Consider the following 25,972-nt stretch of genomic DNA (forward strand, 5'->3'; position numbering starts at 1 on the left):
CCAGTGCTGCCTAGCAGAGCAACTATCTTTGTCACCGGGGGAGCCGGCTTCATTGGCTCTGCCGTCATACGCCGTTTGCTGGCCTGCACCGACGCTTCGATTGTCAATGTTGACAAGATGACCTACGCGTCCAGCCTTCACTCGGTACCGTCGGCAGCCGGCAGCGAACGCTACGTTATCTCGCAAACGGATATCTGCAACGGCCCGGACTTGCGCAGGTTGTTCGATCATTACCGGCCTCAGGCGGTCATCCATCTTGCTGCGGAAAGCCATGTCGATCGCTCGATCGACGCTCCCAGCGATTTCATTCAGACCAATGTTGTGGGTACCTTCACGCTGCTGCAGGAGTCCCTCCGCTACTGGCGCGCGTCGGACCCTGCCGAGCGCGACGCATTCCGGCTCGTTCATGTCTCGACGGACGAGGTGTTCGGCACGCTGGGGATCGATGGCCATTTCGTGGAGACGAGCCCCTACGCGCCGAATTCGCCTTATTCGGCCAGCAAGGCCGCTTCCGATCATCTCGTACGTGCGTGGCACGAGACCTACGAACTACCGACCCTAGTGACAAATTGCTCCAACAACTATGGACCCTTTCAGTTTCCCGAGAAGCTGATCCCTCACATGATCATCCGGGGATTGGCCGACGAGGCGCTGCCTGTTTACGGCGACGGTCAGCACGTCCGTGACTGGCTGTATGTCGAGGATCATGCGGACGCGTTGATCCGCGTTCTTCAGCACGGGAGAGTGGGGGACACCTACAATATTGGCGGCAGGAGCGAGCGAACGAATCTCGAGGTCGTGGAACTGCTCTGTGCACTGCTCGATCAGGCCAAGGGAGCCGAGGCGGGCGCGCACAAGCGCCTGATCTCGTTCGTCAGGGACCGTCCGGGTCATGATCGCCGCTATGCCATCGATCCATCCAAGATCGAGCGGGACCTCGGTTGGAACCCGCAAGAGAGTTTCGAAACTGGCATCAGGAAGACGGTATATTGGTACCTTAATAATAGGCCTTGGTGGGACGAGATTCTGCGGCGAGGCTACCAAGCCCAGCGGTTGGGATAGCAGACGCGCTTCGGAGCTCGCGGGGCTTTGGTTGTTGGCAGAACGAGCAATACCGGATATTCGGCGTCGGATGCGTCGGGACACATTCCTTGGCTGAAGCAGGTAGGGGCCGCAATGACTGAAACTCAACAGGCGATCGACGCGGCCAATGCGGCGTTCTGGGACGAATTGTGCGGCTCCGCGGCCGCGCGGGCGTGGGGGATCACCGATTCCTCGATGGAGTCGCTGCGTCGCTACGACGAGAATTATTTCCAGTTCTATCCGTATCTCGAGAAATACATCGATTGGAAGTCGATGCGCGGCAAGCGCGTGCTCGAGATCGGGCTTGGTTACGGCAGCGTCTCGCAGAAGATCGCGGAGAGCGGCGCGGACTTCACCGGCCTCGATATCGCTGCGAATCCGTGCACGATGGTCAATCACCGGATCGCGCAGAGCGGGCTGAAGGGCAGGGCCGTTCAAGGCAGCATCCTCAGCAACTCGCTTCCCGACAATTCGTTTGATGCGGTCGTCGCGATCGGCTGCCTGCATCATACTGGCAACCTTGCTGCCGCGATCGCGGCCTGCCGCCGGCTGTTGGTGCCGGGCGGACGCCTCATCGGCATGGTTTATTACGCCTACTCCTATCGGCAGTTCGTGCTCGAGCCGAAGCGAGCGCTCCGCTATATGATGCGTGAACTCGGAGGCTATCGGGGGACCTTCCGCGACGGCGAAACGGGCGCCTATGATAAAACGCAGGACGGTTCGCTCGCGCCGGCGACCGAGTTCATCTCGGCCAGGTCTCTGCGGACGCTCTGTGCGGGATTTTCGAATTTTCAGGCCACTCCCGAGAACGCCGATCAGGAGCGCCCATTCACACGATGGAAGCGTCCTCAGCTCCTTGCCTCGCCAATTCCGCGGTACTGCGGACTCGACATCTATTGGAGCTGCAACAAGTCGGGCGCCTGAGCCAAATGTCCTGGTTTGAGGCCGCAAATTTCGAGACTGATCGGTTGCGCAGGCTAGGACGCGATGATGGCGCCAGCCTAGCGGCGGGTTTGGCGCATGGCCTTGCCTAATCCCGAGTTTTCCGGGTAATGGACCTTACCGCGTGGCCGCAAGGCCGCTTGTTCCCTCGGCTCTTCGGCCGGCCGCAACGGTCGGCCACGAGACAAGACAGGGCCTGTGCATGATCAGATTTGGCCTGCTCGGATGCGGGCGTATCGCCAAGCGTCATTCCGATCTCCTGGGTGGCAATCACATCGCCGGGGCGAGCCTGGTCGCGGTCTGCGATCCGATTCGCGCGCGCGCCGATGCGGTTGCCGGCAAGTTCGGCGTCCCGGCCCATTGCGACATGGACGAGTTCCTGGCGCGCAAGGATATCGATGCGGTTGCCGTCTTGACGCCGAGCGGGCTGCATCCCGCGCATGTGATCGCCTGCGCCAAAGCCGGCAAGCACGTCGTGGTCGAGAAGCCGATGGCGCTGCGGCTGCAGGACGCCGACGACATGATCCGGGCCTGCGACGAGGCCGGCGTCAAGATGTTCATCGTCAAGCAGAACCGCTTCAACGTGCCGGTGGTCAAGGCGCGCGAGGCGCTCGATGCCGGCCGCTTCGGCAAGCTGATCCTGGGGACCGTGCGGGTGCGCTGGTGCCGCGACCAGGCCTATTACGACCAGGACGATTGGCGCGGCACCTGGGCCTATGACGGCGGCGTGCTGACCAATCAGGCCAGCCACCATGTCGACATGCTGGAGTGGTTCTTCGGCGACGTCGTCAGCGTGCATGCACGCGCGGCGACGGCGCTCGCCCACATCGAAACCGAGGACACGGCGGTCGCGACGCTCAAGTTCCGCAACGGCGCGCTCGGCATCATCGAGGCGACCACCGCGGCGCGTCCGACCGATCTCGAGGGCTCGCTGTCGATCCTCGGCGAAAAGGGCACGGTCGAGATTTCCGGTTTCGCCGTCAACCAGATCCGGCACTGGCGCTTCGTCAATGAGCTGCCGTCGGACAAGGACGTGGTGGAGAAGTTCTCGGTCAACCCGCCCAACGTCTACGGCTTCGGCCATCAGGCCTACTATCATCACGTGGTCGATTGCCTGGAGAACCAGCGCGCGGCGCTGGTCGACGGGCTCGAGGGCCGCAAGAGCCTGGAGCTGATTTCGGCGCTCTATGAATCGATCGAGACCGGCGAGGAGGTCGCGCTGCGCTTCACGCCGCGGCTGAGCCGGCTGGGTGTCGTTTCGTGAATCGGCCGGACGTGCATCAGGCTAGCGTCCGTGACGTCGCGTTCGGCGAACGCGTCAAGATCGTCGAGCCCTGCAATCTCTATGGCTGCACGCTCGGCGACGATTGCTTCGTCGGGCCGTTCACCGAGATCCAGAAGGGCGTGGTGGTGGGCGCGCGCACCCGCGTGCAGTCGCATGCCTTCGTCTGCGAACTGGTCACCATCGGCGAGGACTGCTTCGTTGGCCACGGTGTGATGTTCGTCAACGACACGTTCTCCACGGGCGGCCCGGCGCGCGGACGCAAGGAGCTGTGGCGCGAGACCGTGATCGGCAACCGCGTGTCGGTCGGCTCCAACGCCACGATCATGCCGGTCAGGATCGCCGACGACGTCGTCATCGGTGCGGGATCGGTTGTGACCAAGGACATCACGACGCCGGGCACATATGCCGGCAATCCGGCGCGCCGGCTGCTGGCGAGCCAATAGGGCAATAGGGGAATATCGATGGCTGTGCCGTATGCCGACCTGCAATTGCAGTACCAGTCCATCAAGGGCGAGATCGATGCGGCGATCGCCGGCGTGATCCGCGACAACGCCTTCATCCGCGGCGGCTATGTCGACGCCTTCGAGCGCGAATTCGCCGCGGCCGCGGAGGTCGCGCATTGCGTCTCCTGCGCCAACGGCACCGACGCGCTCTATCTCGCGATGCGGGCGCTGAAGGTGAAGCCGGGCGACGAGGTGATCACGACGGCGCATTCCTGGATATCGACCGCGGCGATGATCACCCATTCCGGCGCCACCGTCGTGTTCTGCGACACTGATGATGCGACGTTCACGATCGATCCCGCAGCGATCGAGGCGGCGATCACGCCGCGCACGGTCGGCATCATCCCGGTGCATCTCTACGGCCAGCCCGCGGACATGGACGCGATCATGGCGATCGCGCAGAAGCACAAGCTCTGGGTGATCGAGGATTGCGCCCAGGCCCATCTCGCGCGCTACAAGGGCCGCATGGTCGGCACGTTCGGCGAGGCCGCAACCTATTCGTTCTATCCCGGCAAGAATCTCGGCGCGATGGGCGACGCCGGCGCGGTCGTCACCAATGACAAGGCGCTGGCCGAGCAGATGGCCATGCTGGCGCGCCATGGCGGGCTGGTGAAGCACCAGCACAACACCGAGGGCGTCAACAGCCGGCTCGACGGCATGCAGGCCGCGATCTTGTCGGCCAAGCTGCCGCATCTCGCCGCCTGGACCGAAGCCCGGCAGGCCGCCGCCGAAGTCTATGATGCCGGCCTCAACCAGATCGAGGACGTCGTGGTGCCTGAGGTCGCGCCGGGGCGCAGCCACGTCTATCATCTCTACACGATCAGACATCCACGCCGCGACGCGCTCGCCGCCCATCTCAACGCCAACGGCGTGCAGACCGCGATCAACTATCCCACCGCGTTGCCGTTCCTGCCGGCCTATGCGCGCTTCGACCACCGGCCGGAGCAATTCCCGAACGCGCATCGCGATCAGGGCCGGATTCTCTCGCTGCCGATGTTCGCCGAGATCACGCGCGAGCAGCAGGACGAGGTGATCGAGCTGGTCCGAAGGTTCTGATCTCGATCCTGGCCTCGCGCCTCGCGCGGCGCTCAGCTGCGTTGCAACAGAGGCTTCAGGAACAGCTCCAGATTGGGGCCTGCGAACAGGTATCCCTTCAGACCGGCGGCGCGCGCCGCCTCGAGATCCCTCGGCTGGTCGCCGACCAGGAAGCTGCGTCCGACATCGACCGGGAAACGCTCCAGCAGATCATTGATCATGCCCGGCGAGGGTTTGCGGCGATGGCTGTCCTGCCGATACTGCTCAACGGTCCCCTCAGGATGGAACGGGCAGTACTCGAAGGCGTCGATATAGGCGCCGATCTTGCCGAGCTCAGCCGCCATCCAGTCGTGGAGCTGCTGGACGTGTGCTTCCTCATAGAGACCTCGTGCAACGCCGGACTGATTGGTCACGACAAATGCATAGTAGCCCTGGTCGTTGACAGCCTTCACTGCCTCGCGCGCGCCGTCGATCCAGATCAATCTGTGACTCTCGAACAGGAAGCCGATGTCCCTGTTCAAGACGCCGTCCCGATCGAAGAAAACCGCCGGTCGTCGCGGCTGATTCGTTGAAGCGCTGCTCATGAGCTGATGATCCGTTCGTCTCCACGCGGCATGAGCCTGCTCAATAGTTCACAATGCCGCGCGCGACAAATGCGGATCGATCACGCTTCGGGTGATTTCGACGGTTATCGCTCGTCTGCGATCACCTTGCCGTCGTTCGGCAGCGAGCCGCTACCGACCAGCTCGACAGCCCCGCCGAGTTTCGTCACGGCACGCAGTGTTGCCGCAACCTCATTCAACAGGGCCGCCGGCGCTGAGGCACATTCGGCCCGCAGCGTCATCGCATCAGCCTCGCCGGCGCGCGTGACCACGAGACGCAGCCGTCCGAGCTCGGGATGGCGCTTGCCGATCTCGGCGATCTGCTCGGGTCGTACGAACATGCCCTTGACCTTGGTGGTCTGGTCGGCGCGGCCCATCCAGCCCTTGATCCGCATGTTGGTGCGTCCGCACGGGCTCGCGCCGGGCAGGGCGGCCGTCAGATCGCCGAGCGCGAGGCGGATCCAGGGATGGTGCGGATCGAGCGAGGTCACCACGATCTCGCCGACGTCGCCGGACGCGACGGGATCGCCGGTGCCGGGCTTGACGATCTCCAGGATCAAATCCTCATTGACCGTCATTCCCTCGCGCGCCGGCGTCTCGAACGCGATCAGGCCGAGGTCGGCCGTGCCGAACGCTTGATAGGCCTCGACGCCGCGCGACTTCATCTCCTCCTGCAGCGATTTCGGAAATGCGGCGCCCGAGACCAGAGCGCGCTTGATCGAGGAGACGTCGCGGCCGGCGCTGGCCGCGGCGTCGAGCAGGATTTTCAGGAAATCCGGCGTGCCGCTATAGCCGATCGGGCGATAGGCCTCGATCAGCTCGAATTGCTGCTCGGTATTCCCCGGGCCCGCCGGGATCACCGCGCAGCCGAGTGCCCGTGCCGACACGTCGAAGATGAAGCCGCCGGGGGTCAGGTGATAGCTGAAGGTGTTCAGCACCACATCTCCCTCGCGAAAGCCGGCCGCAAACAGCGCCCGCGCGCCGCGCCAGGGGTCCGCCTGGCGGCCTTCGGGTTCAAAGATCGGTCCGGGCGAGGTGAACAGCCGGGCGAACGAGCCGGGCTTGTCGGCCACGAATCCGCCGAATGGCGGCGCCGCCTTGTGCAGGGCCGGCAGTTCCGACTTGCGCAGCACCGGCAGCCCCGCCAGCGCTTCGCGGCTGGTGATGGAGGCAGGGTCGATGCCCCTGAGCAGGTTGGCGTAGGCAGGCGCCGCTATCGCCTTGCCCAGCACCTCCGGCAGGCGGGCGAACAGCGCGGCCTCGCGCGCGGCCGGATCGCGCGTTTCAAGGGCATCGTAATGGTCGGTCATGTCAGGTCCTTGAGAGGATGTGCGCAGGTTGCGTGCCGGTCCGCCCGTGCTATCAGACGGTGACCGCTGACAGTGGGACGGTTCCAGGAAGCACGATGGCTGAGGCAGAGAGCGTTGCGGCGGACGGGGCCGCCGATGTCGTCGCGAGATTGAAGCGCCGCATCATCGACCAGGCGCTGCCGCTGTGGTCGACCACCGGCTGGGACGGCACCGCCGGCGGCTTCGTCGACCGGTTGCGTCAGGATGGGACAGCTGATCACGCGGCGCCGCGCCGGGTCATGGTGCAGGCGCGCCAGATTTATTGCTACGCCAAGGCGGCCCAGCTGGGCTGGTATCCGGACGGGCGCGCGATCGCGCTGGAGGGGCTGGACTACCTGCTGGCCAAGGCCAAGGCGCCCGACGGCCGGCCGGGCTTCGTCTACAGCCTGACCGCGGAAGGCAGCGTGCTCGACCCGCTGCGCGACACCTATGGCCATGCCTTCATCCTGCTCGCGCTGGCGACCGTCTATGGCCTCGAGCAGGACGCGCAGGTCCGCGCCGAGATCGATGCGCTGCTGGCGTTTCTCGATACGCAGCTGCGCTCGTCCCATGGCGGTTTTCACGAGGGCTTGCCGCCGTCGATGCCGCGCCGGCAGAACCCGCAGATGCATCTGTTCGAGGCGATGATCGCCTGCTTCGACGCGACCCACGATCTGTCGTTCCAGAACCGCGCCGGCGATTTCTTCGCGCTGTTCCTGGCCAATCTCTACGACAAGCAGACGCGCACCCTCGGCGAATATTTCGAGGAGGACTGGTCGAAGATCCCGCCGGTCAGCGTCGAGCCGGGGCACCTCGCGGAGTGGATCTGGCTGCTGAAGGGATTTGAGCGCATCACCGGCTGCCCCACCGGGCGCCCGCGCGGCGAACTGCTGGCCTCGGCGTTGCGCTATCGCGACGCCGCCACCGGCTGCCTTGTCGACGAGGGCGATGCCGAGGGCAACATTCGCCGCCACACCAGGCGGCTGTGGCCGCAGAGCGAGCTGGCGAAAGCCTGGACGGCGCAGGCGGAGTCGGGCGAAGCCGGCGCCGCGGACGAGGCGCGCGCGGCGCTGGTGCTGCTGGAGCGGCATTATCTCAGCCATCCGGTGGCCGGCGGCTGGTACGACCAGTTCGACCGTGACGGCAATTCGCTGGTCGCCACGATCCCGGCGTCGTCGTTCTACCATGTGCTCTGCGCGGTCACCGAAGCCGAGCAGGTGCTCGGCTAGAACCGTCTTGATGGCTGCAAGCGCTTTCTGCACGCGAACTGGTCCTCAACTCCGCGCGAAAAGCGCGCCATGGCCTCACAGCCAGCGCTTGCGCCGCTTGAAGCTCTTCAAATTCTTGAAGCTCTTGCGCTGGTCGCCGGCGCCGCCGAGGTAGAACTCCTTGACGTCCTCATTGTCGCGCAGCTCGTCGGCGGAGCCGTCGAGCACCACCTTGCCCTGTTCCATGATGTAGCCGTGGCTCGCGACCGACAGCGCGGCGCGCGCGTTCTGCTCGACCAAGAGGATCGTGACGCCGAGATCGCGGTTGATCTCCTTGATGATCGCGAATACTTCCTTGACCAGCAGCGGCGACAGCCCCATCGACGGCTCGTCCATCAGGATCATCTTCGGGCGTGCCATCAGCGCACGACCGATCGCAAGCATCTGCTGCTCGCCGCCGGAGAGATAGCCGGCGAGCCCGGTGCGCTCCTTCAGGCGCGGGAAATATTTGAACACCATGTCGATATCATCAGAGACCTCGCCGTCGCGCCGGGTGAAGGCGCCGAGCCGCAGATTCTCCAGCGACGTCATGTCGGCGACGATGCGGCGGCCCTCCATCACCTGGAAGATGCCGCGGCGGACGATCTTGTCCGGATCGATGCCGTTGATGCGCTGGCCCTCAAACAGGATCTCGCCGCGGGTGACCTCGCCATCCTCGGTCTTGAGCAGGCCGGAGATCGCCTTCAGCGTGGTCGACTTGCCGGCGCCGTTGGCGCCGAGCAGCGCCACGATCGCGCCCTTCGGCACCCCGAGGCTGAGGCCGCGCAGCACCAGGATGACGTCGTCATAGACGACCTCGATGTTGTTGACGCTGAGCAGCGGCGGCGGCGGGACGGCCGTCGGCACCGGGCGGGTGGCTTCGAGGGTTTCGTTCATCTCGATTATTCTCCGCTGTCGTCACCCGCGCCTCGTGCGCAACAGCGCAGTAGAGCGGGTGACCCAGTATTCCAGAGGCGCCAGAGACCAAACGAGAGGCCGCGGCGTACTGGATCCCCCGCTTTCGGGGGGATGACGATTGTTGTCGAGGCTGCGCTGGTGCCGGCCTCACGACCTCACCAGCCAAACCATTCCGGCTTGCGCGGCAGTTCGACGGTCTTGTCCTTCTCGAGCTTGATCGTGCCCTTGGCCATCAGGTCGTTGATGTCGCCATCGGTCGCGCCCGAGACCTTCGAGCGATAGAGATCGACCTTCGTGGTCGGGCGGTGATCTTTCTCCGTCCAGGTCGAGGGATTGCAGACGCCGTCCATGCCTGCCGGCACCCAGTCCTTCTTCTGGTAAAAGCCCTTGGCGACGTTCTCGCCGGTAGCGCCGCCATTCTTGACGGCCCAGTCGAGCGCTTCCTTCAGATAGAGCGCGCTGCAGACCGCGGCGATGTAGTGCACGGGCCGATAGACCTTGCCCGACGGGTCGGACATCTTGGAGATCTCCATCACCGTCTTCATGCCGGGCGCGTTGCCGCCCCAGCTCACCGCCGTGCGCAACGGGAAGATGACGCCGTCGGCTGCATCGCCGGCGGTCTTCGCCGCATTCTCATCCATGCCCCAGACATTGCCGAGGAACTGAACGTCGACGCCGGCGGTCTTGCAGGCCTTCAGCACCGAGATGTTCGAGGCCGCCGTGTTGCCGAGATAGGCATAGTTCGCGCCGGAGCTCTTCAGGCTGAGGCATTGTGCCGAGTAGTCGCCGGGCGAGAGCGCGAACACCAGCGGCGGCAGCACTTCGAAGCCGAGCTCGGTCGCAAGCGCTTCGCCGGCCGCCTTGGGGGCGTTCGGATAGGGATGGTTGGCGCCCATATGAACGAATTTCGGCTTGCCCGGCTTGCCCTTTGACTTCCAGTCCTCGGCGGCCCAGGTCAGCATTGCGCGCATCGAGTCCGAATAGCTCGGACCATAGAAGAAATTATACGGTGCGGGCTTGGCCTTGCCGCTGGTGCCTTCCGGATCGGTCAGCGCGGCCGCATAGGAGCCGGAGATGTCCGGGATCTTGTCCTGCGCCAGAAAGCCGGTGAGGGCTTCGGTGTCTGCCGTGCCCCAGCCCATGATTGCGGCGACCTTGCCGTCGGGCGCCGACCACTTCTTGTACAGCGCGATCGCGCGCGGAACCTGGTAGCCGTAGTCGTTGCTGTCGACATTGAGCTGTTTGCCGCCGATGCCGCCGTTCTTGTTGACCCAGGCAAACGTATCGGCGACGCCCTGGCCATAGGGCGTGCCGACGTCGGAGGTGCCGCCGGAGAGGTCCTGCAGATGGCCGATGGCGATCTGCGCCTGTGCGGTGGCGGCTGCGCTGCTGATCAGCAGCGCGAGGGAGACCGAGCTCAAAAGGGATCTAATCGTCATTGTTGTTTCCTCCTGCTTATTCGTTGAACCGAATTTGAGTTGCTCGATGCGTCAGTGCGAGAACGGATAAAGCTTCCAGTAGGCCTTGATCTGCCGCCAGCGATGCGCGAGGCCATCAGGCTCGAACATCAGGAAGCCGATGATGATCAGGCCGATCGCGATCTCGCGCAGGAAGGTGATGTTGTTGTTGAGCTGCAGCGCCTTGTCGATGGCGCCGCCCTTCAGCCAGGCGCTCAGCCACTCCATCGATTCCGGCAGCAGCACCACGAAGGCCGTGCCCATCAGCGTGCCCATCACCGAGCCGGTGCCGCCGATGATGACCATGGCGAGGAACAGCACCGAGCGCTCGATACCAAAGCCTTCCTGGGACACGACGAGCTGATAATGCGCATAGAGCGCGCCCGCGATGCCGGCAAAGAACGCGGCCAGCCCGAACGACAGCGTCCGGTACTTGGTCAGGTTGATGCCCATGATCTCGGCGGAGAGATAGTGGTCGCGGATCGCGACCAGCGCGCGGCCGTCGCGGGTGCGCATCAGGTTGGTGACGAGCAGATAGCTGACCACCATGTAGGCGAGCACGACGTAGAAATACTGCCGGTCGCCGCGCAGGGTGTAGCCGAAGATCGAGAAAGGGTTGGCGCTGGCCGGCACGGAGCCGCCCGAGAACCATTCGGCGCGCGAGAAGAAGTCGAGCAGGATGTACTGCGCGGCGAGCGTCGCGATGACGAGGTAGAGCCCTTTCAGCCGCGCCGCCGGCACGCCGAAGATCAGACCGACCAGCGCTGTGATCACGCCGGCGAGGGGGATGGCGAAGAACACCGGGATCGGCGCGTTGTTGGAGATGTAGGCCGAGGTGAAGGCGCCGAACAGGAAGAACGCGGCATGGCCGATCGAGATCTGACCGGTGAAGCCGACCAGGACGTTGAGACCGAGGGCCGCGATCGCGAAGATGCCGATCTGGATCGCGATCGAGAGCAGGTAATTGGACAGCAGCATCGGCGCGAAGCAGGCGAGCACGATGCCGAGGATCGCGAAATTGCGGCTGGTCGCGGTCGGGAAGATGGTGGTGTCGGCCGCATAGCTGGTGCGGAAATCGCCTGACGGAATGAGGGTGCTCGTTGCCATGGGGCTCTATTGTGCTCCCTGCCGGAGTGAAGTCATCGTCACGCCCCTTTTTGTCTGGGCATGGTCGTTTCCGAAAACCGGTTTCCACTTTTCGGCGACCATGCCTAGACCCGCTCGATGTCCTTGGTGCCGAACAGGCCGTACGGCTTGATCATCAGGATGATGATCAGGACGTAGAACGGCGCAATCTCGTAGAGATTGCCCCAGTGCAGATACTGGCTGTCGACATATTGGGCGACGTTTTCCAACAGTCCGATGATGATGCCGCCGAGCACGGCGCCGCCGACCGAGTCGAGCCCGCCGAGGATGGCGGCCGGAAACACCTTGATGCCGTAGGCGGAGAGGCCGGACGATACGCCGTTGACCACCGCGACCACGACGCCGGCGACTGCCGAGACCGTGGCCGAAATCGCCCAGGCCATCGCGAACACGCTCTTCACGGAGATGCCGAGCGACTGCGCGACCTGCTGGTTGAAGGCGGTGGCGCGCATCGCAAGGCCGTATTTGGAGGCGCGGAAGAACCAGGCCATGCCGACCATCATGGCGAGCGAGACCACGAGGCTCATGACATAGACGGTCTGGATCTGCAGCCCGAACAGGCTGACTGACTGGCTCTGGAAGATATGCGGGAACGGCTGCGGGTTGACGCCGAAGATCCACTTCAGCGCGGCCTGGAACACCGTCGAGAGTCCGATCGTCACCATGATGACCGAGATGATCGGCTCGCCGATCATCGGACGCAGGATCACGACCTGGATCGCGATGCCGAAGATGAACATGAACACCAGCGTGATCGGCATGCCGATCCAGAACGGTAGCTGGTATTTGGTCAGCAATGCCCAGCACACCCAGGCGCCGACCAGCAGCAGCTCTCCTTGCGCGAAATTCACGACCTGCGTCGCCTTGTAGATCAGCACGAACGACATGGCGACCACGCCATAAAGCGTGCCGACCACGAGGCCGTTGACGATCAGCTGGATCAGGAACTGGGTGTTCATGGGGTGTGGTAGCTCCGGACTGCGGCGGCTGCACCCTCTCCCCTTGTGGGAGAGGGTGGCTTCGCAAAGCGAAGCCGGGTGAGGGGTTGTCTCCGCATCGGGATTGTGGAGAGAGGACCCCTCACCGAAGCGAGTTCGTGTCTACCGGCAGTGCAGCCCTCTTCCACAAGGGGAGAGGGCGCATCAACTGCCATCGCTTGAGGCTGTCTCATTCCGCGGCCTCCGCGATGGCCGCGCGGCCGAGATCGACGACCTCGAGCGTGGTGCGGACGCGCTGCGTGGAGCCGTCCTGGAAGCGGATCACGGTGTCGACCGGGATTTTGGCCTTGCCGCGGTAGATCGCCTCGATGATGTCGGCGTATTTCTCGTTGATCACGCCGCGGCGGACTTTCCGGGTGCGCGTCAGCTCGCCGTCGTCGGCATCGAGCTCCTTGTACAGCAGCAGGAAGCGCGAGATGCGTTGCGCCGGCGGCAGGGTGGCGTTGACCGTCTCGACCTCTTTCTTCAGCAGCGCATAGACCTCGGGGCGCGAGGACAGGTCGGTGTAGGTCGTGAACGAGATCCGGTTCTTCTCGGCCCATTTCGAGATGATCGAGTAGCGGATGCAGATCATTGCGGCGAGCGCGTCGCGGCCGGCGCCGAGCACGACCGCCTCGGCGACATAGGGCGAGAACTTCAGCTTGTTCTCGATATATTGCGGCGAGAAACGCTCGCCGCGCGAGGTCTCGGCGAGATCCTTGATGCGGTCGATCACCACGAGCTGCCGGTTGTCGTTGTAGTAGCCGGCGTCGCCCGAATGCATCCAGCCGTCCTTGATGTCGGCGGCCGAGGCGTCCGGGTTCTTGTAATAGCCGTGGAACATGTTGGGGTGCCGCACCACGATCTCGCCGACGCCGTTGACGTCGGGATTGTCGATGCGGATCTCGATGTTGTCGGCCATCGGCACGCCTGTCGTGTCGGGGTCGACTTTGCCCGCGGGATGCAGCGTGTAGGCGCCGAGCAGCTCGGTCTGGCCATACAGTGTCCGCAGCGGCACGCCCATCGCCTGGAAGAACTTGAAGGTATCCGGCCCGAGCGCCGCGCCGCCGGTCGCCGCCGAGCGCAGCCGGGTGAAGCCAAGCCGGTCGCGCAGCGCGCGGAACAGGAGCTGGTCGGCGAAAACAGAGCGCTTGCCCTCGGCGAGCGCCGCAAGCCCGGTCTTCATGCCGAGCTCGTAGAGGCGCTGCTTGAACGGCGAGGCATCCATTACGCCGGCACGGACGTCGGCCGCGATCGATTCCCAGACCCGCGGCGCGAACAGCACGAAGGTCGGTGCGATCTCGCGGAAGTCGTGCATCATGGTGTCGGGCTCTTCGACGAAATTGACCTTCATCCGGGAGAGCAGCGCTTTGCCCAGTGCGTAGATCTGCTCCATGATCCAGGGCAGCGGCAGCACCGAGACATATTCGTCGTCCGGCCCTTTCGGATCGAAGGCAAGATAGGTCGCGCAGTGCCGCAGCACGCGTCCGGCCGAAAGCATCGCGAGCTTCGGGTTGGCCGTCGTGCCCGAGGTGGTGCAGAGGATCGCGACGTCCTCGCCATCAGTGGCGTCGACCAGCCGGTCGTACAGGCCAGGCTCGCGCGCGGCGCGGTCGCGGCCGAGTTCGACGAGCTTGTTCGCCTCCATCAGGCGCGGATCGTCGTATTTGCGCATGCCGCGCGGGTCGGAATAGATGATGTGCTTGAGATGCGGCACCCGGTCGGCAAGGCCGAGCAGCTTGTCGACCTGCTCCTCGTCCTCCGCGAACACCAGCTTGGCCTCGCCATAGGTCAGGAGGTAGGCGGCTTCCTCGTCCAGCACGTCGCGGTAAAGGCCGAGGCTCAACGCGCCGATGGCGTGGCTAGCGATCTCGGCGGCGACCCAATCCGGCCGGTTGTCGCCGATGATGCCGATCACGTCGCCGCGGCCGAGGCCGAGTTCGACCATGCCGAGCGCGAAATCACGGGTGCGCGTCTGGTGGTCGTTCCAGGTGAATTCACGCCACAGCCCGAAATCCTTCTCGCGCAGCGCGATTTCGTTGCCGTGCTCCCTGGCGTTGAGGCGCAGCATCTTGGGGAAGGTGTCGGCCTGCGCGGCCCGACCGGCATAGTCCATCATGCCGCGCTCTCCCGCACCGCCGGCTTGTCGTCCGGATCGACCAGTGCCTCGTCCTCTTCGCCGAGATAGGCGCGCTTGACGTGGGGGTCGGCGAGCACGGTGGCCGGATCGCCCTCGGCGATCTTGCGGCCGAAATCGAGCACCATGACGCGGTGGGAAATGTCCATCACGACGCCCATGTCGTGCTCGATCATCATCACCGTCATGCCGAACTCTTCGTTGAGATCGACGATGTAGCGCGCCATGTCTTCCTTCTCTTCGAAGTTCATTCCGGCCATCGGCTCGTCGAGCAGGATCAGTTGCGGCTCGAGCGCCATCGCGCGGGCGAGCTCGACGCGCTTGCGCAGGCCGTAGGGCAGGGTGCCGGCGGTCGCCTTGCGGACCGACTGCAGGTCGAGGAAGTCGATGATTTCCTCGACCTTGCGGCGGTGCTCCAGCTCCTCGCGGCGGGCGCCGGTCAGCCAGTACAGCGAGCCCGTGATGAAATTGTTCTTCAGGAGGTGATGGCGGCCGACCATGATGTTGTCGAGCACGCTCATGTGGTGGAACAACGCGAGGTTCTGAAAGGTCCGGCCGATGCCGAGCCGGGGCCGTGCGTTCGGGGTGAGGCCGGTGATGTCCTGGCCACGGTAGAACAGCTGGCCTTCGGTGGGGCGGTAGCGGCCGGAGATGCAGTTGACGATCGAGGTCTTGCCGGCGCCGTTCGGGCCGATGATGGAGAACAGCTCGCCCTCGTTGACGCCGAAGCTCACCTCGGTCAACGCGCGGACGCCGCCAAAGCGCAATGAGACTCCGCGCACCTCGAGACTGTTGGCCACCCTGTTCCCTCCAGATACGGGCGCTTTGGTGCGCTCTTTATCTTTCGCTTCGATCTTGCCTCGATCTTATACGGGCCGCCGAAGGGAGACCATCCGACTAATGATGCCGGCGTTCGGGAGCATCGCTTGCCCCGATCGCCTGCATCATGCGCGGTAACGCCGCACCCTGCCTGCAAGCCCGTCTCTCGCGTCGTCCGCTGTCCGCGATCCATCGAGGAGCGGCGCGCGGCGTTACGCGAGGTGGCTCTGAATACGAGAAAGCGATAGGTTGAATTGTCATGTGCCCGACAATTGGTCAGGAATTTTCGCTGGCATTCCAAGAGGCGGGTTCCTGACTTTGCGCACGACTTGGTGCACGACATTGCTGCGGTGCAATATCGTGTCTGGTCTTTGGGGTGGGATGCCGTCGCTAGAATGATCGCTGCTGATTACCTGAAGCGCATCGCGGCCTGGTCGCGCGAACTGAGCGAGCAAGAAATCGATATCGCGCGCGCCGGCATTTCCGAGAAATCCTACCGCGCCAACGAATTCATCTTCATGCGTGGCGACAACTTCCAATATTGGACCGGCATCGTCACCGGGCTGGCGCGGATGGGCATCGTCTCGCGCGGCGGCAAGGCCGCGAGCTTCGCGGGCCTCACCGCCGGCGCGTGGTTCGGCGAGGGCACCGTCCTCAAGAACGAGACGCGGCGCTACGACGTGGTCGCGCTGCGCGACACGAGGCTGGCGATGATGGACCGCCGGACCTTCGTCTGGCTGTTCGAGAACAGCGTCGGCTTCAACCGCTTCCTGGTGGGACAGCTCAACGAGCGGCTCGGCCAGTTCATCGCGCTGCTCGAATACGGCCGGACGCTCGACGCAACCGCGCGGCTGGCGCGCTCGATCGCCTCGCTGTTCAATCCGATTCTCTACCCCGAACTCACCTTGCACCTCGAGATCACCCAGGAGGAGATCGGGGCGCTGTCGGGAATCTCCCGCCAGAACGCCAACCAGTGCCTGAAGCGGCTTGAGCGCGAGGGGCTGCTGCGGCTCGAATATGGCGGGGTGACGATCATCGAGCTCGACCGGCTGCGCCACTACGGGGAATGACCGGCGCCGGGTCGGACCGAGCCATTTCGGGTGCTCTAAAGTCCTGATCTTGCAAACGATTATGCCATTAGACTTGGAGGAAGCCGTCTGCTACAGACCGGCCTCGTCGGGACCGCGCGGTTTTCGCGCTCTCTGGAGATGATATGGCGGCTCAGGACTCAAAGCGGCGCGTTGCGCTGATCACCGGCATTACCGGACAGGACGGCGCGTATCTCGCCGAATATCTGCTCAGCCTTGGTTATACCGTGCACGGGGTCAAGCGTCGCTCGTCCTCGCTCAACACCGCCCGCGTCGATCATCTCTACCAGGACCCTCATGTCGGCAATGTGCCGTTCCTGATGCACTACGGCGACATGACCGATTCGACCAATCTGATCCGCCTGGTGCAGCAGATTCGACCGACCGAGATCTACAACCTCGCGGCCCAAAGCCACGTCCAGGTCAGTTTCGAGAGCCCGGAATACACCGCCAACGCGGATGCGATCGGCGTGCTGCGCCTGCTGGAGGCGATCCGCATCCTCGGCATGGAGAAGGAGACGCGGTTCTACCAGGCCTCGACCTCGGAGCTTTACGGCCTCGTGCAGGAAGTGCCGCAGAAGGAAACCACGCCGTTCTATCCGCGCTCGCCCTACGGCGTTGCCAAGCTCTACGGCTACTGGATCACGGTGAACTACCGTGAGGCCTATGGCATGTTCGCCAGCAACGGCATCCTGTTCAACCACGAGAGCCCGATCCGCGGCGAGACCTTCGTGACCCGGAAGATCACGCGCGGCGTCGCCCGCATCGAGCTCGGACTGGACAGCAAGCTCTATCTCGGCAATCTCGATGCCAAGCGCGACTGGGGCCATGCCCGCGACTATGTCGAGGGCATGCACCGGATCCTGCAGGTGGACGAGCCCGGTGACTTCGTGCTCGCGACCGGCGAGACGCGATCGGTCCGCGAGTTCGTCGAGCTGGCGTTTGCGGAGGTCGGCCGCACCATCGAATGGCGCGGCAAGGGCATCGAGGAGGTCGGTGTCGACAAGGCCACCGGCAAGACCCTGGTGCAGATCGATCCGACCTACTTCCGTCCGACCGAGGTCGATCTTCTGATCGGCGACGCCAGCAAGGCGCGCGCCAAGCTCGGCTGGGCGCCGAAGACGTCGTTCGCGCAACTGGTGAAGGAAATGGTCGCCGGCGATCTCGTCGAGGCCAGGCAGGATGCGGCCAATGGCAAGCACGGCGTTTGAACTGAAGGGCAAGACGGTTTTTGTTGCCGGCCATCGCGGCATGGTCGGTTCGGCGGTGGTGCGCCGGTTGGCGCGCGAACAGGTCGATCTGCTGACGGTGTCCCGTAGCGAGGTCGACCTGCGCGACCAGGCCGCGGTCAACGCCTGGTTTGCCGCCAAGCGGCCGCAGGCGGTGTTCCTCGCCGCGGCCAAGGTCGGCGGCATCGTCGCCAACAACACGCTGCGGGCCGAATTCCTCTACGACAATCTGGCGATCGCAACCAACGTGATCCAGGCGGCCCACGCCAATGGCTGCGAGAAGCTGATGTTCTTCGGCTCGTCCTGCATCTATCCGCGGCTGGCGCCGCAGCCGTTGCGCGAGGACTCGATGCTGACCGGCCCGCTGGAGCCGACCAACGAGCCCTACGCCATCGCCAAGATCGCCGGCATCAAGATGGCCGAGGCCTATCGCAGCCAGTACGGCGCCGATTTCATCAGCGTGATGCCGACCAACCTCTACGGCCCCGGCGACAATTATCATCCTGAATACAGCCACGTCGTCGCCGCGCTGATCCGCCGTTTCCATGAGGCCAAGATCTCGGGCGCCGGCAATGTCGTGGTCTGGGGCACCGGCACGCCGCGCCGCGAATTCCTCTATGTCGACGATCTCGCCGACGCCTGCATCCACCTGATGAAGACCTATTCCTCGCCGGAGCTGGTCAATATCGGTACCGGCGAGGACATCACCATCGCCGAATTCGCCCGCGTGGTTGCCGCCACGGTCGGCTATCGCGGCGAGATCAGCTTCGACGCCTCGCGCCCCGATGGTACGCCGCGCAAGCTGCTCGACGTCGGCCGGCTCGCCAAGCTCGGCTGGCGCGCCTCGACCTCGCTCGAGGAGGGCATCAAGCGCGCGTACCAGGCCTATCTGAGCGAAACCAAGCAGGCGGCGGAATAACGCCGAGCGGCTATTTCGCCGCTGTCCGCGGCGGCGCCTTTGCCAGCGCCGTCGCCATCGCCGAGATCAGCGGCTTCATGAAGAACGCATCGTTCGCCGGATAGATATCGGTGGGCAGGCCGTAGGCCTTCAACTCGTCCGACACCACCGGTCCGACGGAGGCGATCGGCGTCTGCTTCAGCCCTTCGCGCAACTCTGCCTCGCAGCGATGCTTCTCGGCGACTTCCATCAGGCGGCGAACCTGGCCCGAACTGGTCAGCGCGATGGCGTCGATGCGGCCCTGTGCCATCTCCTCGATCGCGGTGACGATGTTGGCGTCGGCGGCCTGCGCGTCATAGACATAGGGCAGCACGGTATCGACGTCGGCGCCCTGCGCCTTGATCGCGCCGATCAGGGTGCTGTGGTCCTTGTCCGGATAGAGCTGCAAGCCGAGCCGATGGCCGCCCACGTCTTGCTTCGACAGCATCTCGGCGACGCCTTCCGAGGTCGGCTTCTCGGTCGTCATCTGCGGCTCCAGGCCGATCTCGCGCAGCGCCCGCCCGGGCTTCGGCCCGCGGGCGAATTTGCGCGCCTTGCCGAGGCTGCCGACAAACTCCGCCTCGACCCCGATCCGGCGCACGACCTTCATCAGCCGGCGCAGGCCTTCCCCCGTCATCAGCACCAGGTCGTCGAACGGCCGCTCGATGGCGCGGCGAATCCAGGCCTCGATCGGGGCCGGATCTGGCGCATCGTGGATGGTGAACATCGGGCATTGCAGCACGTCCGCGCCCTGCTCGGTGAGCAGGCGGGAAAACTGCGCCTCCTCGCGCGTCTCGAGGATCAGGATGCGGTAGCCATTCAGCCGGTCAGCCATGATGGTCCTTAAACTAACATTGCCGTCATTTGTTCGATTTGACCCCTGCGGCGGCATTGGCGCAAGGCCGCCGGCGGTGATAGACGAGGGCCGAAAATGACTGTTCCACACATCTGCTCAAGCTTTGGTCAATTGGCATGCCCGACCATCAATTCGTTCTGACTCTGTCCTGTCCCGATCGGCCGGGAATCGTCTCCGCGGTCTCGACCTTCCTGGCGCATAACGGCCAGAACATCCTCGACGCCCAGCAATTCAACGACGTCGAGACCGGCAAGTTCTTCATGCGCGTGGTGTTCACCGCCGCCGACCTCGCCGTCGGGCTGTCGGCGCTGCAGACCGGCTTTGCCGCGATCGCCGAACGCTTCGGCATGGACTGGCAGATGCGCGATCGCGCCAGCCTCCGCCGGGTGATGCTGCTGGTGTCCAAGTCCGATCACTGCCTGGTCGACATCCTCTATCGCTGGCGCACCGGCGAACTCGAGATGATCCCGACCGCGATCGTTTCCAACCACCCGCGCGAGACCTATGGCTCGCTCGATTTCGGCGATATCCCGTTCCATCATCTGCCGGTGACCAAAGAGACCAAGCGCCAGCAGGAAGACGCGGTCTGGAAGCTCGCGCAGGACACCCAGACCGACCTCGTGGTGCTGGCCCGCTACATGCAGATCCTGTCGGACGAGATGTCGGCGCGGCTGTCGGGCCGCTGCATCAACATCCATCATTCCTTCCTGCCGGGCTTCAAGGGCGCCAAGCCCTACCACCAGGCGCATGAGCGCGGCGTCAAGCTGATCGGCGCCACCGCGCATTACGTCACCAGCGATCTCGACGAGGGACCGATCATCGACCAGGACGTCGAGCGCATCAGCCACCGCGACACCCCCGATGATCTCGTGCGCAAGGGCCGCGATATCGAGCGCCGCGTGCTGGCGCGCGCGATCCGCTACCACCTCGCCGACCGCGTCATCCTCAATGGGCGCAAGACTGTGGTGTTCGTGGATTAAAGCTTGATCCGGAAAGGTGCGAAGCAGCTTTCCGAAAGGATCATGCTCAGACAGGGCGCCAAAGCGCGATGACGCTTCAGCCTGATCTCGTCGCGCTTTATTGAGTCGCGTTCTGCGGTGTGGAGGCTGGCGTTGACGGCTTGCTGGCGTCGTCGCCGCGCTCGGCCGCCGGCATCAGGCGCTTGCGTTCGCGCTCCTGCATGAACTTGTCGTATTCCGGGGTGCCCGCCCGCGGTGGCGCGTCTGCGGGCAGGCCGCCGGCCCAGGCCGGAATGTAGTCGGCCATCCCCGCCGAGAGCTTTTGGTTCATGGTGCTGCATCCCCCGAGCGCGCAGGCTGCGAGCGCGAGGGCAGTCAGGACAGGGATCGGGCGGGTGAGGATCGGCATTGGCGGCAGGATACAGCCCTGGTCTTTATGGATGATGATCTCGGCCGCGACCGTTCGGCTGCAATTGTGCTTGTTTGTTGACATCGCGGCTTCATTTGTACGATCGTACAAATAAATCAAGCGCACGGCGACCGGGGCACGCCGTTCGGGACGTTGAGTTTCGTGGGAAAATTCTGGTACCCTGATACTGGTTGCTGTTGCAACGATCCGATGACTGCGCGCGACACACGCCCATCGTCCGATTGACAGCGGGCACGGGGAGACGCCTTGTCGCGTTGCGGCTTGGCCGTGACATGCTTGGGTTAAGGGCCGGGGGACTCGGCTCGATGCAGAAGATTGGAAGGGGGAGGGATGTCGATGTTCAATCGTCGCAAGATGCTGCTGTGGGGTGCCGCCTCGGCGGTGCTTCCGGGGTTGTGCGCGAGCCTGCCGGCGCGGGCGGAGGACGCCGTCAAGATCGGCCTGATCCTGCCGATGACCGGCGGCCAGGCCTCGACCGGCAAGCAGATCGATAACGCCATCAAGCTCTACATGCAGCAGAAGGGCGATACCGTCGCCGGCAAGAAGATCGAGATCATCCTGAAGGACGACGCCGCGGTGCCCGACAACACCAAGCGGCTGGCGCAGGAACTGATCGTCAACGACAAGGTCAACTTCATCGCGGGCTTCGGCGTGACGCCCGCGGCGCTTGCGGCGGCGCCGTTGGCGACGCAGGCCAAGATCCCGGAAGTCGTGATGGCCGCCGGCACCTCGATCATCACCGAGCGCTCGCCCTACATCGTGCGCACCAGCTTCACGCTGGCGCAGTCCTCCACCATCATCGGCGACTGGGCGGTCAAGAACGGCATCAAGAAGGTCGCGACGCTGACCTCCGACTATGCGCCGGGCAACGACGCGTTGACCTTCTTCAAGCAGCATTTCACCGCCGGCGGCGGCGAGATCGTCGAGGAGGTCAAGGTCCCGCTCGCCAATCCCGACTTCGCGCCGTTCCTGCAACGCATGAAGGATGCCAAGCCCGACGCGATGTTCGTGTTCGTGCCGGCGGGGCAGGGTGGCAACTTCATGAAGCAATATGCCGAGCGCGGGCTCGACAAGAGCGGCATCAAGGTGATCGGCCCCGGCGACGTCATGGACGACGATTTGCTCAACAACATGGGCGATGCCGCGCTCGGCGCCGTGACCGCGCATCTTTATTCCGCCGCGCATCCGTCGCAGATGAACAAGGATTTCGTCGCCGCCTACAAGAAGGCGTTCGGCAATCGTCCCGGCTTCATGGCGGTCAGCGGCTATGACGGCATTCATCTGATCTACGAGGCGCTGAAGAAGACCGGTGGTGCTACCGATGGCGACAAGCTGATCGAGGCGATGAAGGGCATGAAGTGGGAGAGCCCGCGCGGCCCGATCTCGATCGATCCGGAAACCCGCGACATCGTGCAGAACATTTATATCCGCAAGGTCGAGAAGGTCGACGGCGAGCTCTACAATGTCGAGTTCGCGACCTTCGAGGCTGTCAAGGATTCCGGCAAGACCAAGAAGTGACGCGCGAAGCTCCGCCTCCCTCCACGTCATGGCCGGGACCAGCCGGCCATGACGATCCTGTTGACGTGGTGTCGTTTGCGTCTTCTCGGTTAAGCTGACTTCATGGCCTCAATCCTCACCAACCTGTTCGACGGCGTCGCTTACGGCATGCTGCTGTTCGTGCTGGCCTGTGGGCTTGCGGTGACGCTCGGGCTGATGAATTTCGTCAACCTCGCGCACGGCGCCTTCGCGATGGCCGGCGGCTATATCTGCGCCGTGCTGGTCAACAATTCCGGTTGGCCGTTCTTCGCGGCGCTGCCGCTCGCCTTTGTCGGAAGTGCGCTGATCGGCATCGCGCTGGAGCGGACGCTGTATCGCCATCTCTATAGCCGCAGCCATCTCGATCAGGTGCTGTTCTCGATCGGTCTGGTGTTCATGTCGGTTGCGGCGGTCGATTACATCATGGGATCGTCGCGGGTCTTCATCAAGCTGCCGGCGGCGCTGGAAGGCCAGATCGACCTGTTCGGCGTCGGCATCGGCCGTTACCGGCTGATGATCGTCGTGATCTGCGGCCTGCTCACGCTGGCGCTGCAACTGATCCTGGCGAAGACGCGGTTCGGCAGCCGCTTGCGCGCCGCGGTCGACGATCCGCGTGCCGCGATCGGGCTCGGCATCAACGTGCCGCAGGTGTTCGCTTTCACCTTTGCCTTCGGCTGCGGCCTCGCTGGTCTCGGCGGTGCGCTGAGTGCGGAGATCCTCGGGCTCGATCCGTACTTCCCGCTGAAGTTCATGATCTACTTCCTGATCGTCGTCACCGTCGGCGGCTCCTCCTCGATCACCGGTCCGTTCCTGGCCTCGCTGCTGCTCGGCATCGCCGACGTCGCCGGCAAATACTACGTGCCGAAGGTCGGCCCCTTCGTGATCTACACCGTCATGATCGTGATCCTGCTCTGGCGCCCGAACGGCCTGTTCGGCCGCACCGCGGCGCGGTGAGGCCGTCATGACCGCGCTGTCCGACGTCTCCACTCATGCGATGGCCACCGCGCGCTGGCGGATCAGCGAGATCGCGTTCTGGGTGCTGGCGCTGGCCTGCGCCTTCATGTTCCCGTCGCGCTACCTGATCATGACCGACATCGTGCGGCTCGGCCTGTTCGCGCTGTCGCTCGACCTGATCCTCGGCTATGCCGGCATCGTCTCGCTCGGCCATGCGGCGTTCTTCGGCGTCGGCGCCTATTCGGCCGGGCTGCTGGCGCTGCATGGCATCATCAACGAGCCGGTCATCGCGCTGATCGCCGCCGGTCTCGTTGCGGCGGTGCTCGGCTTTCTGACCAGTTTCCTCGTCATCCGCGGCGTCGACCTGACCCGGCTGATGGTGACGCTCGGCATCGCGCTGCTGCTGGAAGCACTTGCCGAACGCTTTTCCAACATCACCGGCGGTACCGACGGCCTGCAGGGCATCGAGATGCAGCCGATCCTCGGGCTGTTCGCCTTCGACATGTTCGGCAAGACCGGGTTGTTCTACTCGCTGACCGTGCTGTTCATCCTGTTCCTGCTCGCCCGCCGCGTCGTGCATTCGCCGTTCGGCCTGTCGCTGCGCGCGATCAAAAACAATCCGCTGCGCGCGGCCGCGATCGGCATGCCGGTCAACCGCCGCCTGATCGCGGTCTATACGCTCGCTGCTTTCTATGCCGGAATTGCCGGCGCGTTGTTCACCCAGACCACGGCGCTCGCCTCGCTCGACGTGTTTTCTTTCGAGCGCTCGGCCGATTTGATGCTGGTGCTGGTGATCGGCGGCACCGGCTATCTCTATGGCGGCCTGATCGGCGCCGTCGTGTTCAAGATGCTGCAGGAGCTGTTTCAGAGCATCACCCCGCAATACTGGCTGTTCTGGATCGGTCTCGTGCTGGTCGTGATCGTGATGGTCGGCCGCGCGCGGATTCATCGCTGGGTGCTGTTCGTGCCGAACCTGATCATCCGCCAGTCCGCCGGCCGCAAGTCGACTGTCGCGGTGCCCGATGGTGATGCGTCATGACGATCGCGCTGGAAACCCGCAATCTCGAAAAATCCTTCGGCGGTCTTCGCGTCACCCGCGACCTCTCGCTGAAGGTGATGCAGGGCGCCCGCCACGCGCTGATCGGGCCGAACGGTGCGGGCAAGACCACCGTCATCAATCAACTCACCGGCGTGCTGACGCCGAACAGCGGGCAGATACTGCTCGAAGGACACGACATCACCGGCCTCTCCGTGCACAAGCGGGTGCTGCGCGGGCTGTCGCGTACCTTCCAGATCAACCAGCTCTATGCCGACCTGACGCCGCTCGAAACCATCGGGCTTGCGGTGTCCCAGCGAATGGGCCGCGGCGGCGACTGGTGGCGGCGGATGGGCACGCGGAACGAGGTCAACGCCGAGATCGCCGAGATCCTGTCGCGCTTCCACCTGCTCGACGTGATGACCGAGCTCACCTCGACGCTGCCTTACGGCAAGCAGCGGCTGCTCGAGATCGCGGTTGCGATCGCCGCCAAGCCGCGGGTGCTGCTGCTCGACGAGCCCGCTGCCGGCGTGCCCGAAAGCGAGCGCCACGATATCCTGGCGGCGGTCGCGGCACTGCCGCGCGACGTCACCGTGCTGCTGATCGAGCACGACATGGACCTCGTGTTCTCCTTCGCCGACCGTATCTCGGTGCTGGTCAATGGCGGCCTGCTCACCGAGGGCGCACCCGAAGAGGTCGCGCGCGATCCGCAGGTGCGGGCGGTCTATCTCGGCGAGGCCGCCGATGCCTGACCTGCTCTCCATCCAGGGCCTGCGTGCCGGGTACGGCGAGGCGGTGGTGCTGCCCGACATGTCGCTGGCGCTCGCTGAGGGCCAGGTGCTCGCGCTGCTCGGTCGCAACGGCACCGGCAAGACCACGCTGATCAACTCGATCGTCGGGATCACGCGCCGCTTCGGCGGCAGCGTCGCGCTCGCGGGCCACGACATCACGGCGATGCGGCCGGACCAGCGTGCCCGCGCCGGGATCGGCTGGGTGCCGCAGGAGCGCAACATCTTCCGCTCGCTGACGGTGGAAGAGAACATGACCGCGGTGGCGCAGCCCGGGCCGTGGACGGTCGAGCGGGTGTACGAGATGTTTCCGCGGCTGAAGGAGCGGCGCGGCAATTTCGGCAACCAGCTGTCCGGCGGCGAGCAGCAGATGCTGGCGATCGGCCGCGCGCTGACCTTGAACCCGAAAGTGCTGCTGCTGGACGAGCCGACCGAAGGCCTCGCGCCGATCATCGTTGAGGAATTGTTAAAGGCGATCGGAACCATCACGCGGTCCGGCGGCATCTGCTCGATCATCGTGGAACAGAACGCGCAAAAGATTCTGGGGCTCGCCGACCGCGTTGTGATATTGGAACGCGGCACGATCGTGCACGATGCCGCAAGCAGTGCGCTGAAAGCCGATCCGTCCGTCCTCGAGCGCCATCTCGGCGTCTCCGGGGCCAAAGCACATTAGAAACGTT

At 64.4% G+C, this 25,972-nt stretch carries 25 protein-coding genes; 15 read left to right on the forward strand and 10 right to left on the reverse strand.

Annotated features, from left to right (window positions below):
* The first annotated feature begins 3 nt into the window (after positions 1-3).
* The 5 genes from rfbB to ACVW17_RS21120 all read left to right on the forward strand — a co-directional run bounded on the left by rfbB (position 4) and on the right by ACVW17_RS21120 (position 4,869).
* Complete coding sequence (gene rfbB / locus ACVW17_RS21100; protein WP_456753704.1) at positions 4-1,062, forward strand: dTDP-glucose 4,6-dehydratase; 1,059 nt, start codon at positions 4-6, stop codon at positions 1,060-1,062.
* A 114-nt stretch (positions 1,063-1,176) separates the two neighbouring features.
* Complete coding sequence (locus tag ACVW17_RS21105) at positions 1,177-2,007, forward strand: methyltransferase domain-containing protein (RefSeq protein ID WP_456753705.1); 831 nt, start codon at positions 1,177-1,179, stop codon at positions 2,005-2,007.
* A gap of 220 nt (positions 2,008-2,227) precedes the next feature.
* On the forward strand, positions 2,228-3,289 hold the full coding sequence (locus ACVW17_RS21110; RefSeq protein WP_456753706.1) for a Gfo/Idh/MocA family protein: 1,062 nt from the start codon (positions 2,228-2,230) through the stop codon (positions 3,287-3,289).
* Positions 3,286-3,753, forward strand: a complete 468-nt coding sequence (locus tag ACVW17_RS21115; RefSeq protein ID WP_456753707.1) for an acyltransferase — start codon at positions 3,286-3,288, stop codon at positions 3,751-3,753. The genes ACVW17_RS21110 and ACVW17_RS21115 overlap by 4 nt, the downstream gene beginning before the upstream one ends.
* Positions 3,754-3,771: 18 nt before the next feature.
* Positions 3,772-4,869 (forward strand): DegT/DnrJ/EryC1/StrS family aminotransferase, encoded by a 1,098-nt coding sequence (locus tag ACVW17_RS21120; protein ID WP_456753708.1) that lies wholly within the window; start codon positions 3,772-3,774, stop codon positions 4,867-4,869.
* A gap of 32 nt (positions 4,870-4,901) precedes the next feature.
* Here the strand turns inward: ACVW17_RS21120 and ACVW17_RS21125 are convergent, their stop codons facing one another.
* Entirely contained in the window at positions 4,902-5,432 is a 531-nt protein-coding gene (locus ACVW17_RS21125) for an HAD-IIIA family hydrolase (protein WP_456753709.1), read from the reverse strand.
* 104 nt (positions 5,433-5,536) lie between these two features.
* On the reverse strand, positions 5,537-6,760 hold the full coding sequence (locus tag ACVW17_RS21130) for a phenylacetate--CoA ligase family protein (RefSeq protein WP_456753710.1): 1,224 nt from the start codon (positions 6,758-6,760) through the stop codon (positions 5,537-5,539).
* A 95-nt stretch (positions 6,761-6,855) separates the two neighbouring features.
* On the opposite strand from ACVW17_RS21130, the gene ACVW17_RS21135 reads away from it, so the two are divergent.
* Positions 6,856-8,007: an AGE family epimerase/isomerase gene (locus tag ACVW17_RS21135; protein ID WP_456753711.1), complete on the forward strand. Its 1,152-nt coding sequence runs from the start codon at positions 6,856-6,858 to the stop codon at positions 8,005-8,007.
* Positions 8,008-8,082: 75 nt separating this feature from the next.
* Here the strand turns inward: ACVW17_RS21135 and ACVW17_RS21140 are convergent, their stop codons facing one another.
* The 6 genes from ACVW17_RS21140 to ACVW17_RS21165 form a co-directional block, all read right to left on the reverse strand.
* A complete protein-coding gene (locus ACVW17_RS21140; RefSeq protein ID WP_456753712.1) occupies positions 8,083-8,922 on the reverse strand; it encodes an ABC transporter ATP-binding protein in 840 nt (279 codons plus the stop codon).
* Positions 8,923-9,098: 176 nt separating this feature from the next.
* On the reverse strand, positions 9,099-10,382 hold the full coding sequence (locus tag ACVW17_RS21145) for an ABC transporter substrate-binding protein (RefSeq protein WP_456797828.1): 1,284 nt from the start codon (positions 10,380-10,382) through the stop codon (positions 9,099-9,101).
* 51 nt (positions 10,383-10,433) lie between these two features.
* Positions 10,434-11,507, reverse strand: coding sequence for a branched-chain amino acid ABC transporter permease (locus tag ACVW17_RS21150; protein ID WP_456753714.1), 1,074 nt, complete (start codon positions 11,505-11,507; stop codon positions 10,434-10,436).
* Positions 11,508-11,611: 104 nt separating this feature from the next.
* A complete protein-coding gene (locus ACVW17_RS21155) occupies positions 11,612-12,505 on the reverse strand; it encodes a branched-chain amino acid ABC transporter permease (protein WP_456753715.1) in 894 nt (297 codons plus the stop codon).
* A gap of 208 nt (positions 12,506-12,713) precedes the next feature.
* Entirely contained in the window at positions 12,714-14,642 is a 1,929-nt protein-coding gene (locus tag ACVW17_RS21160; RefSeq protein ID WP_456753716.1) for an AMP-binding protein, read from the reverse strand.
* On the reverse strand, positions 14,639-15,460 hold the full coding sequence (locus ACVW17_RS21165; RefSeq protein ID WP_076858884.1) for an ABC transporter ATP-binding protein: 822 nt from the start codon (positions 15,458-15,460) through the stop codon (positions 14,639-14,641). Before ACVW17_RS21165 ends, ACVW17_RS21160 begins: the two co-directional genes overlap by 4 nt.
* A 414-nt stretch (positions 15,461-15,874) precedes the next feature.
* Between ACVW17_RS21165 and ACVW17_RS21170 the strand changes: the two genes are divergently transcribed.
* From ACVW17_RS21170 to fcl, 3 genes are all read left to right on the forward strand, one after another.
* On the forward strand, positions 15,875-16,549 hold the full coding sequence (locus ACVW17_RS21170) for a Crp/Fnr family transcriptional regulator (RefSeq protein ID WP_456797829.1): 675 nt from the start codon (positions 15,875-15,877) through the stop codon (positions 16,547-16,549).
* A 143-nt stretch (positions 16,550-16,692) separates the two neighbouring features.
* Complete coding sequence (gmd, locus tag ACVW17_RS21175) at positions 16,693-17,778, forward strand: GDP-mannose 4,6-dehydratase (RefSeq protein WP_456797830.1); 1,086 nt, start codon at positions 16,693-16,695, stop codon at positions 17,776-17,778.
* Entirely contained in the window at positions 17,759-18,715 is a 957-nt protein-coding gene (fcl, locus tag ACVW17_RS21180) for a GDP-L-fucose synthase (protein ID WP_456797831.1), read from the forward strand. Before gmd ends, fcl begins: the two co-directional genes overlap by 20 nt.
* A gap of 10 nt (positions 18,716-18,725) precedes the next feature.
* Here fcl and ACVW17_RS21185 read toward each other — a convergent pair whose 3' ends face one another.
* Positions 18,726-19,568 carry a uroporphyrinogen-III synthase gene (locus ACVW17_RS21185; RefSeq protein ID WP_456797832.1) on the reverse strand — a complete coding sequence of 281 codons (843 nt, stop codon included), beginning with the start codon at positions 19,566-19,568 and terminating at the stop codon, positions 18,726-18,728.
* Positions 19,569-19,705: 137 nt separating this feature from the next.
* On the opposite strand from ACVW17_RS21185, the gene purU reads away from it, so the two are divergent.
* Positions 19,706-20,569, forward strand: a complete 864-nt coding sequence (purU, locus tag ACVW17_RS21190; protein WP_456797833.1) for a formyltetrahydrofolate deformylase — start codon at positions 19,706-19,708, stop codon at positions 20,567-20,569.
* Between the two features lie 97 nt (positions 20,570-20,666).
* Here the strand turns inward: purU and ACVW17_RS21195 are convergent, their stop codons facing one another.
* A complete protein-coding gene (locus tag ACVW17_RS21195) occupies positions 20,667-21,077 on the reverse strand; it encodes a hypothetical protein (RefSeq protein WP_456797834.1) in 411 nt (136 codons plus the stop codon).
* A gap of 237 nt (positions 21,078-21,314) precedes the next feature.
* Here ACVW17_RS21195 and ACVW17_RS21200 point away from each other — a divergent pair, with 237 nt between their 5' ends.
* The 5 genes from ACVW17_RS21200 (at position 21,315) to ACVW17_RS21220 (ending at position 25,965) form a co-directional block, all read left to right on the forward strand.
* Positions 21,315-22,496 carry an ABC transporter substrate-binding protein gene (locus ACVW17_RS21200; RefSeq protein ID WP_456797835.1) on the forward strand — a complete coding sequence of 394 codons (1,182 nt, stop codon included), beginning with the start codon at positions 21,315-21,317 and terminating at the stop codon, positions 22,494-22,496.
* 102 nt (positions 22,497-22,598) lie between these two features.
* Entirely contained in the window at positions 22,599-23,468 is an 870-nt protein-coding gene (locus ACVW17_RS21205) for a branched-chain amino acid ABC transporter permease (protein ID WP_021080514.1), read from the forward strand.
* Positions 23,469-23,475: 7 nt separating this feature from the next.
* The gene (locus ACVW17_RS21210) at positions 23,476-24,507 is read left to right on the forward strand and encodes a branched-chain amino acid ABC transporter permease (RefSeq protein ID WP_456797836.1); all 1,032 of its coding nucleotides are present in this window, start codon (positions 23,476-23,478) and stop codon (positions 24,505-24,507) included.
* On the forward strand, positions 24,504-25,256 hold the full coding sequence (locus ACVW17_RS21215; RefSeq protein ID WP_456797837.1) for an ABC transporter ATP-binding protein: 753 nt from the start codon (positions 24,504-24,506) through the stop codon (positions 25,254-25,256). Before ACVW17_RS21210 ends, ACVW17_RS21215 begins: the two co-directional genes overlap by 4 nt.
* Positions 25,249-25,965, forward strand: coding sequence for an ABC transporter ATP-binding protein (locus ACVW17_RS21220; RefSeq protein WP_456797838.1), 717 nt, complete (start codon positions 25,249-25,251; stop codon positions 25,963-25,965). The genes ACVW17_RS21215 and ACVW17_RS21220 overlap by 8 nt, the downstream gene beginning before the upstream one ends.
* The last annotated feature ends 7 nt before the right edge of the window (positions 25,966-25,972 follow it).

The sequence above is a fragment of the Bradyrhizobium sp. USDA 4473 genome (assembly GCF_054063335.1).

What these genes read in the sequence shown, in the direction of transcription:
- ACVW17_RS21105 (WP_456753705.1), top strand. Translation starts at nt 1,177, where the DNA reads ATGACTGAAACTCAACAGGCGATCGACGCGGCCAATGCGGCGTTCTGG.
- ACVW17_RS21110 (WP_456753706.1), top strand. Translation starts at nt 2,228, where the DNA reads ATGATCAGATTTGGCCTGCTCGGATGCGGGCGTATCGCCAAGCGTCAT.
- ACVW17_RS21120 (WP_456753708.1), top strand. Translation starts at nt 3,772, where the DNA reads ATGGCTGTGCCGTATGCCGACCTGCAATTGCAGTACCAGTCCATCAAG.
- ACVW17_RS21125 (WP_456753709.1), bottom strand. Translation starts at nt 5,432, where the DNA reads ATGAGCAGCGCTTCAACGAATCAGCCGCGACGACCGGCGGTTTTCTTC.
- ACVW17_RS21130 (WP_456753710.1), bottom strand. Translation starts at nt 6,760, where the DNA reads ATGACCGACCATTACGATGCCCTTGAAACGCGCGATCCGGCCGCGCGC.
- ACVW17_RS21135 (WP_456753711.1), top strand. Translation starts at nt 6,856, where the DNA reads ATGGCTGAGGCAGAGAGCGTTGCGGCGGACGGGGCCGCCGATGTCGTC.
- ACVW17_RS21140 (WP_456753712.1), bottom strand. Translation starts at nt 8,922, where the DNA reads ATGAACGAAACCCTCGAAGCCACCCGCCCGGTGCCGACGGCCGTCCCG.
- ACVW17_RS21145 (WP_456797828.1), bottom strand. Translation starts at nt 10,382, where the DNA reads ATGACGATTAGATCCCTTTTGAGCTCGGTCTCCCTCGCGCTGCTGATC.
- ACVW17_RS21150 (WP_456753714.1), bottom strand. Translation starts at nt 11,507, where the DNA reads ATGGCAACGAGCACCCTCATTCCGTCAGGCGATTTCCGCACCAGCTAT.
- ACVW17_RS21155 (WP_456753715.1), bottom strand. Translation starts at nt 12,505, where the DNA reads ATGAACACCCAGTTCCTGATCCAGCTGATCGTCAACGGCCTCGTGGTC.
- ACVW17_RS21160 (WP_456753716.1), bottom strand. Translation starts at nt 14,642, where the DNA reads ATGATGGACTATGCCGGTCGGGCCGCGCAGGCCGACACCTTCCCCAAG.
- ACVW17_RS21170 (WP_456797829.1), top strand. Translation starts at nt 15,875, where the DNA reads ATGATCGCTGCTGATTACCTGAAGCGCATCGCGGCCTGGTCGCGCGAA.
- gmd (WP_456797830.1), top strand. Translation starts at nt 16,693, where the DNA reads ATGGCGGCTCAGGACTCAAAGCGGCGCGTTGCGCTGATCACCGGCATT.
- fcl (WP_456797831.1), top strand. Translation starts at nt 17,759, where the DNA reads ATGGCAAGCACGGCGTTTGAACTGAAGGGCAAGACGGTTTTTGTTGCC.
- ACVW17_RS21185 (WP_456797832.1), bottom strand. Translation starts at nt 19,568, where the DNA reads ATGGCTGACCGGCTGAATGGCTACCGCATCCTGATCCTCGAGACGCGC.
- purU (WP_456797833.1), top strand. Translation starts at nt 19,706, where the DNA reads ATGCCCGACCATCAATTCGTTCTGACTCTGTCCTGTCCCGATCGGCCG.
- ACVW17_RS21200 (WP_456797835.1), top strand. Translation starts at nt 21,315, where the DNA reads ATGTTCAATCGTCGCAAGATGCTGCTGTGGGGTGCCGCCTCGGCGGTG.
- ACVW17_RS21205 (WP_021080514.1), top strand. Translation starts at nt 22,599, where the DNA reads ATGGCCTCAATCCTCACCAACCTGTTCGACGGCGTCGCTTACGGCATG.
- ACVW17_RS21210 (WP_456797836.1), top strand. Translation starts at nt 23,476, where the DNA reads ATGACCGCGCTGTCCGACGTCTCCACTCATGCGATGGCCACCGCGCGC.
- ACVW17_RS21215 (WP_456797837.1), top strand. Translation starts at nt 24,504, where the DNA reads ATGACGATCGCGCTGGAAACCCGCAATCTCGAAAAATCCTTCGGCGGT.
- ACVW17_RS21220 (WP_456797838.1), top strand. Translation starts at nt 25,249, where the DNA reads ATGCCTGACCTGCTCTCCATCCAGGGCCTGCGTGCCGGGTACGGCGAG.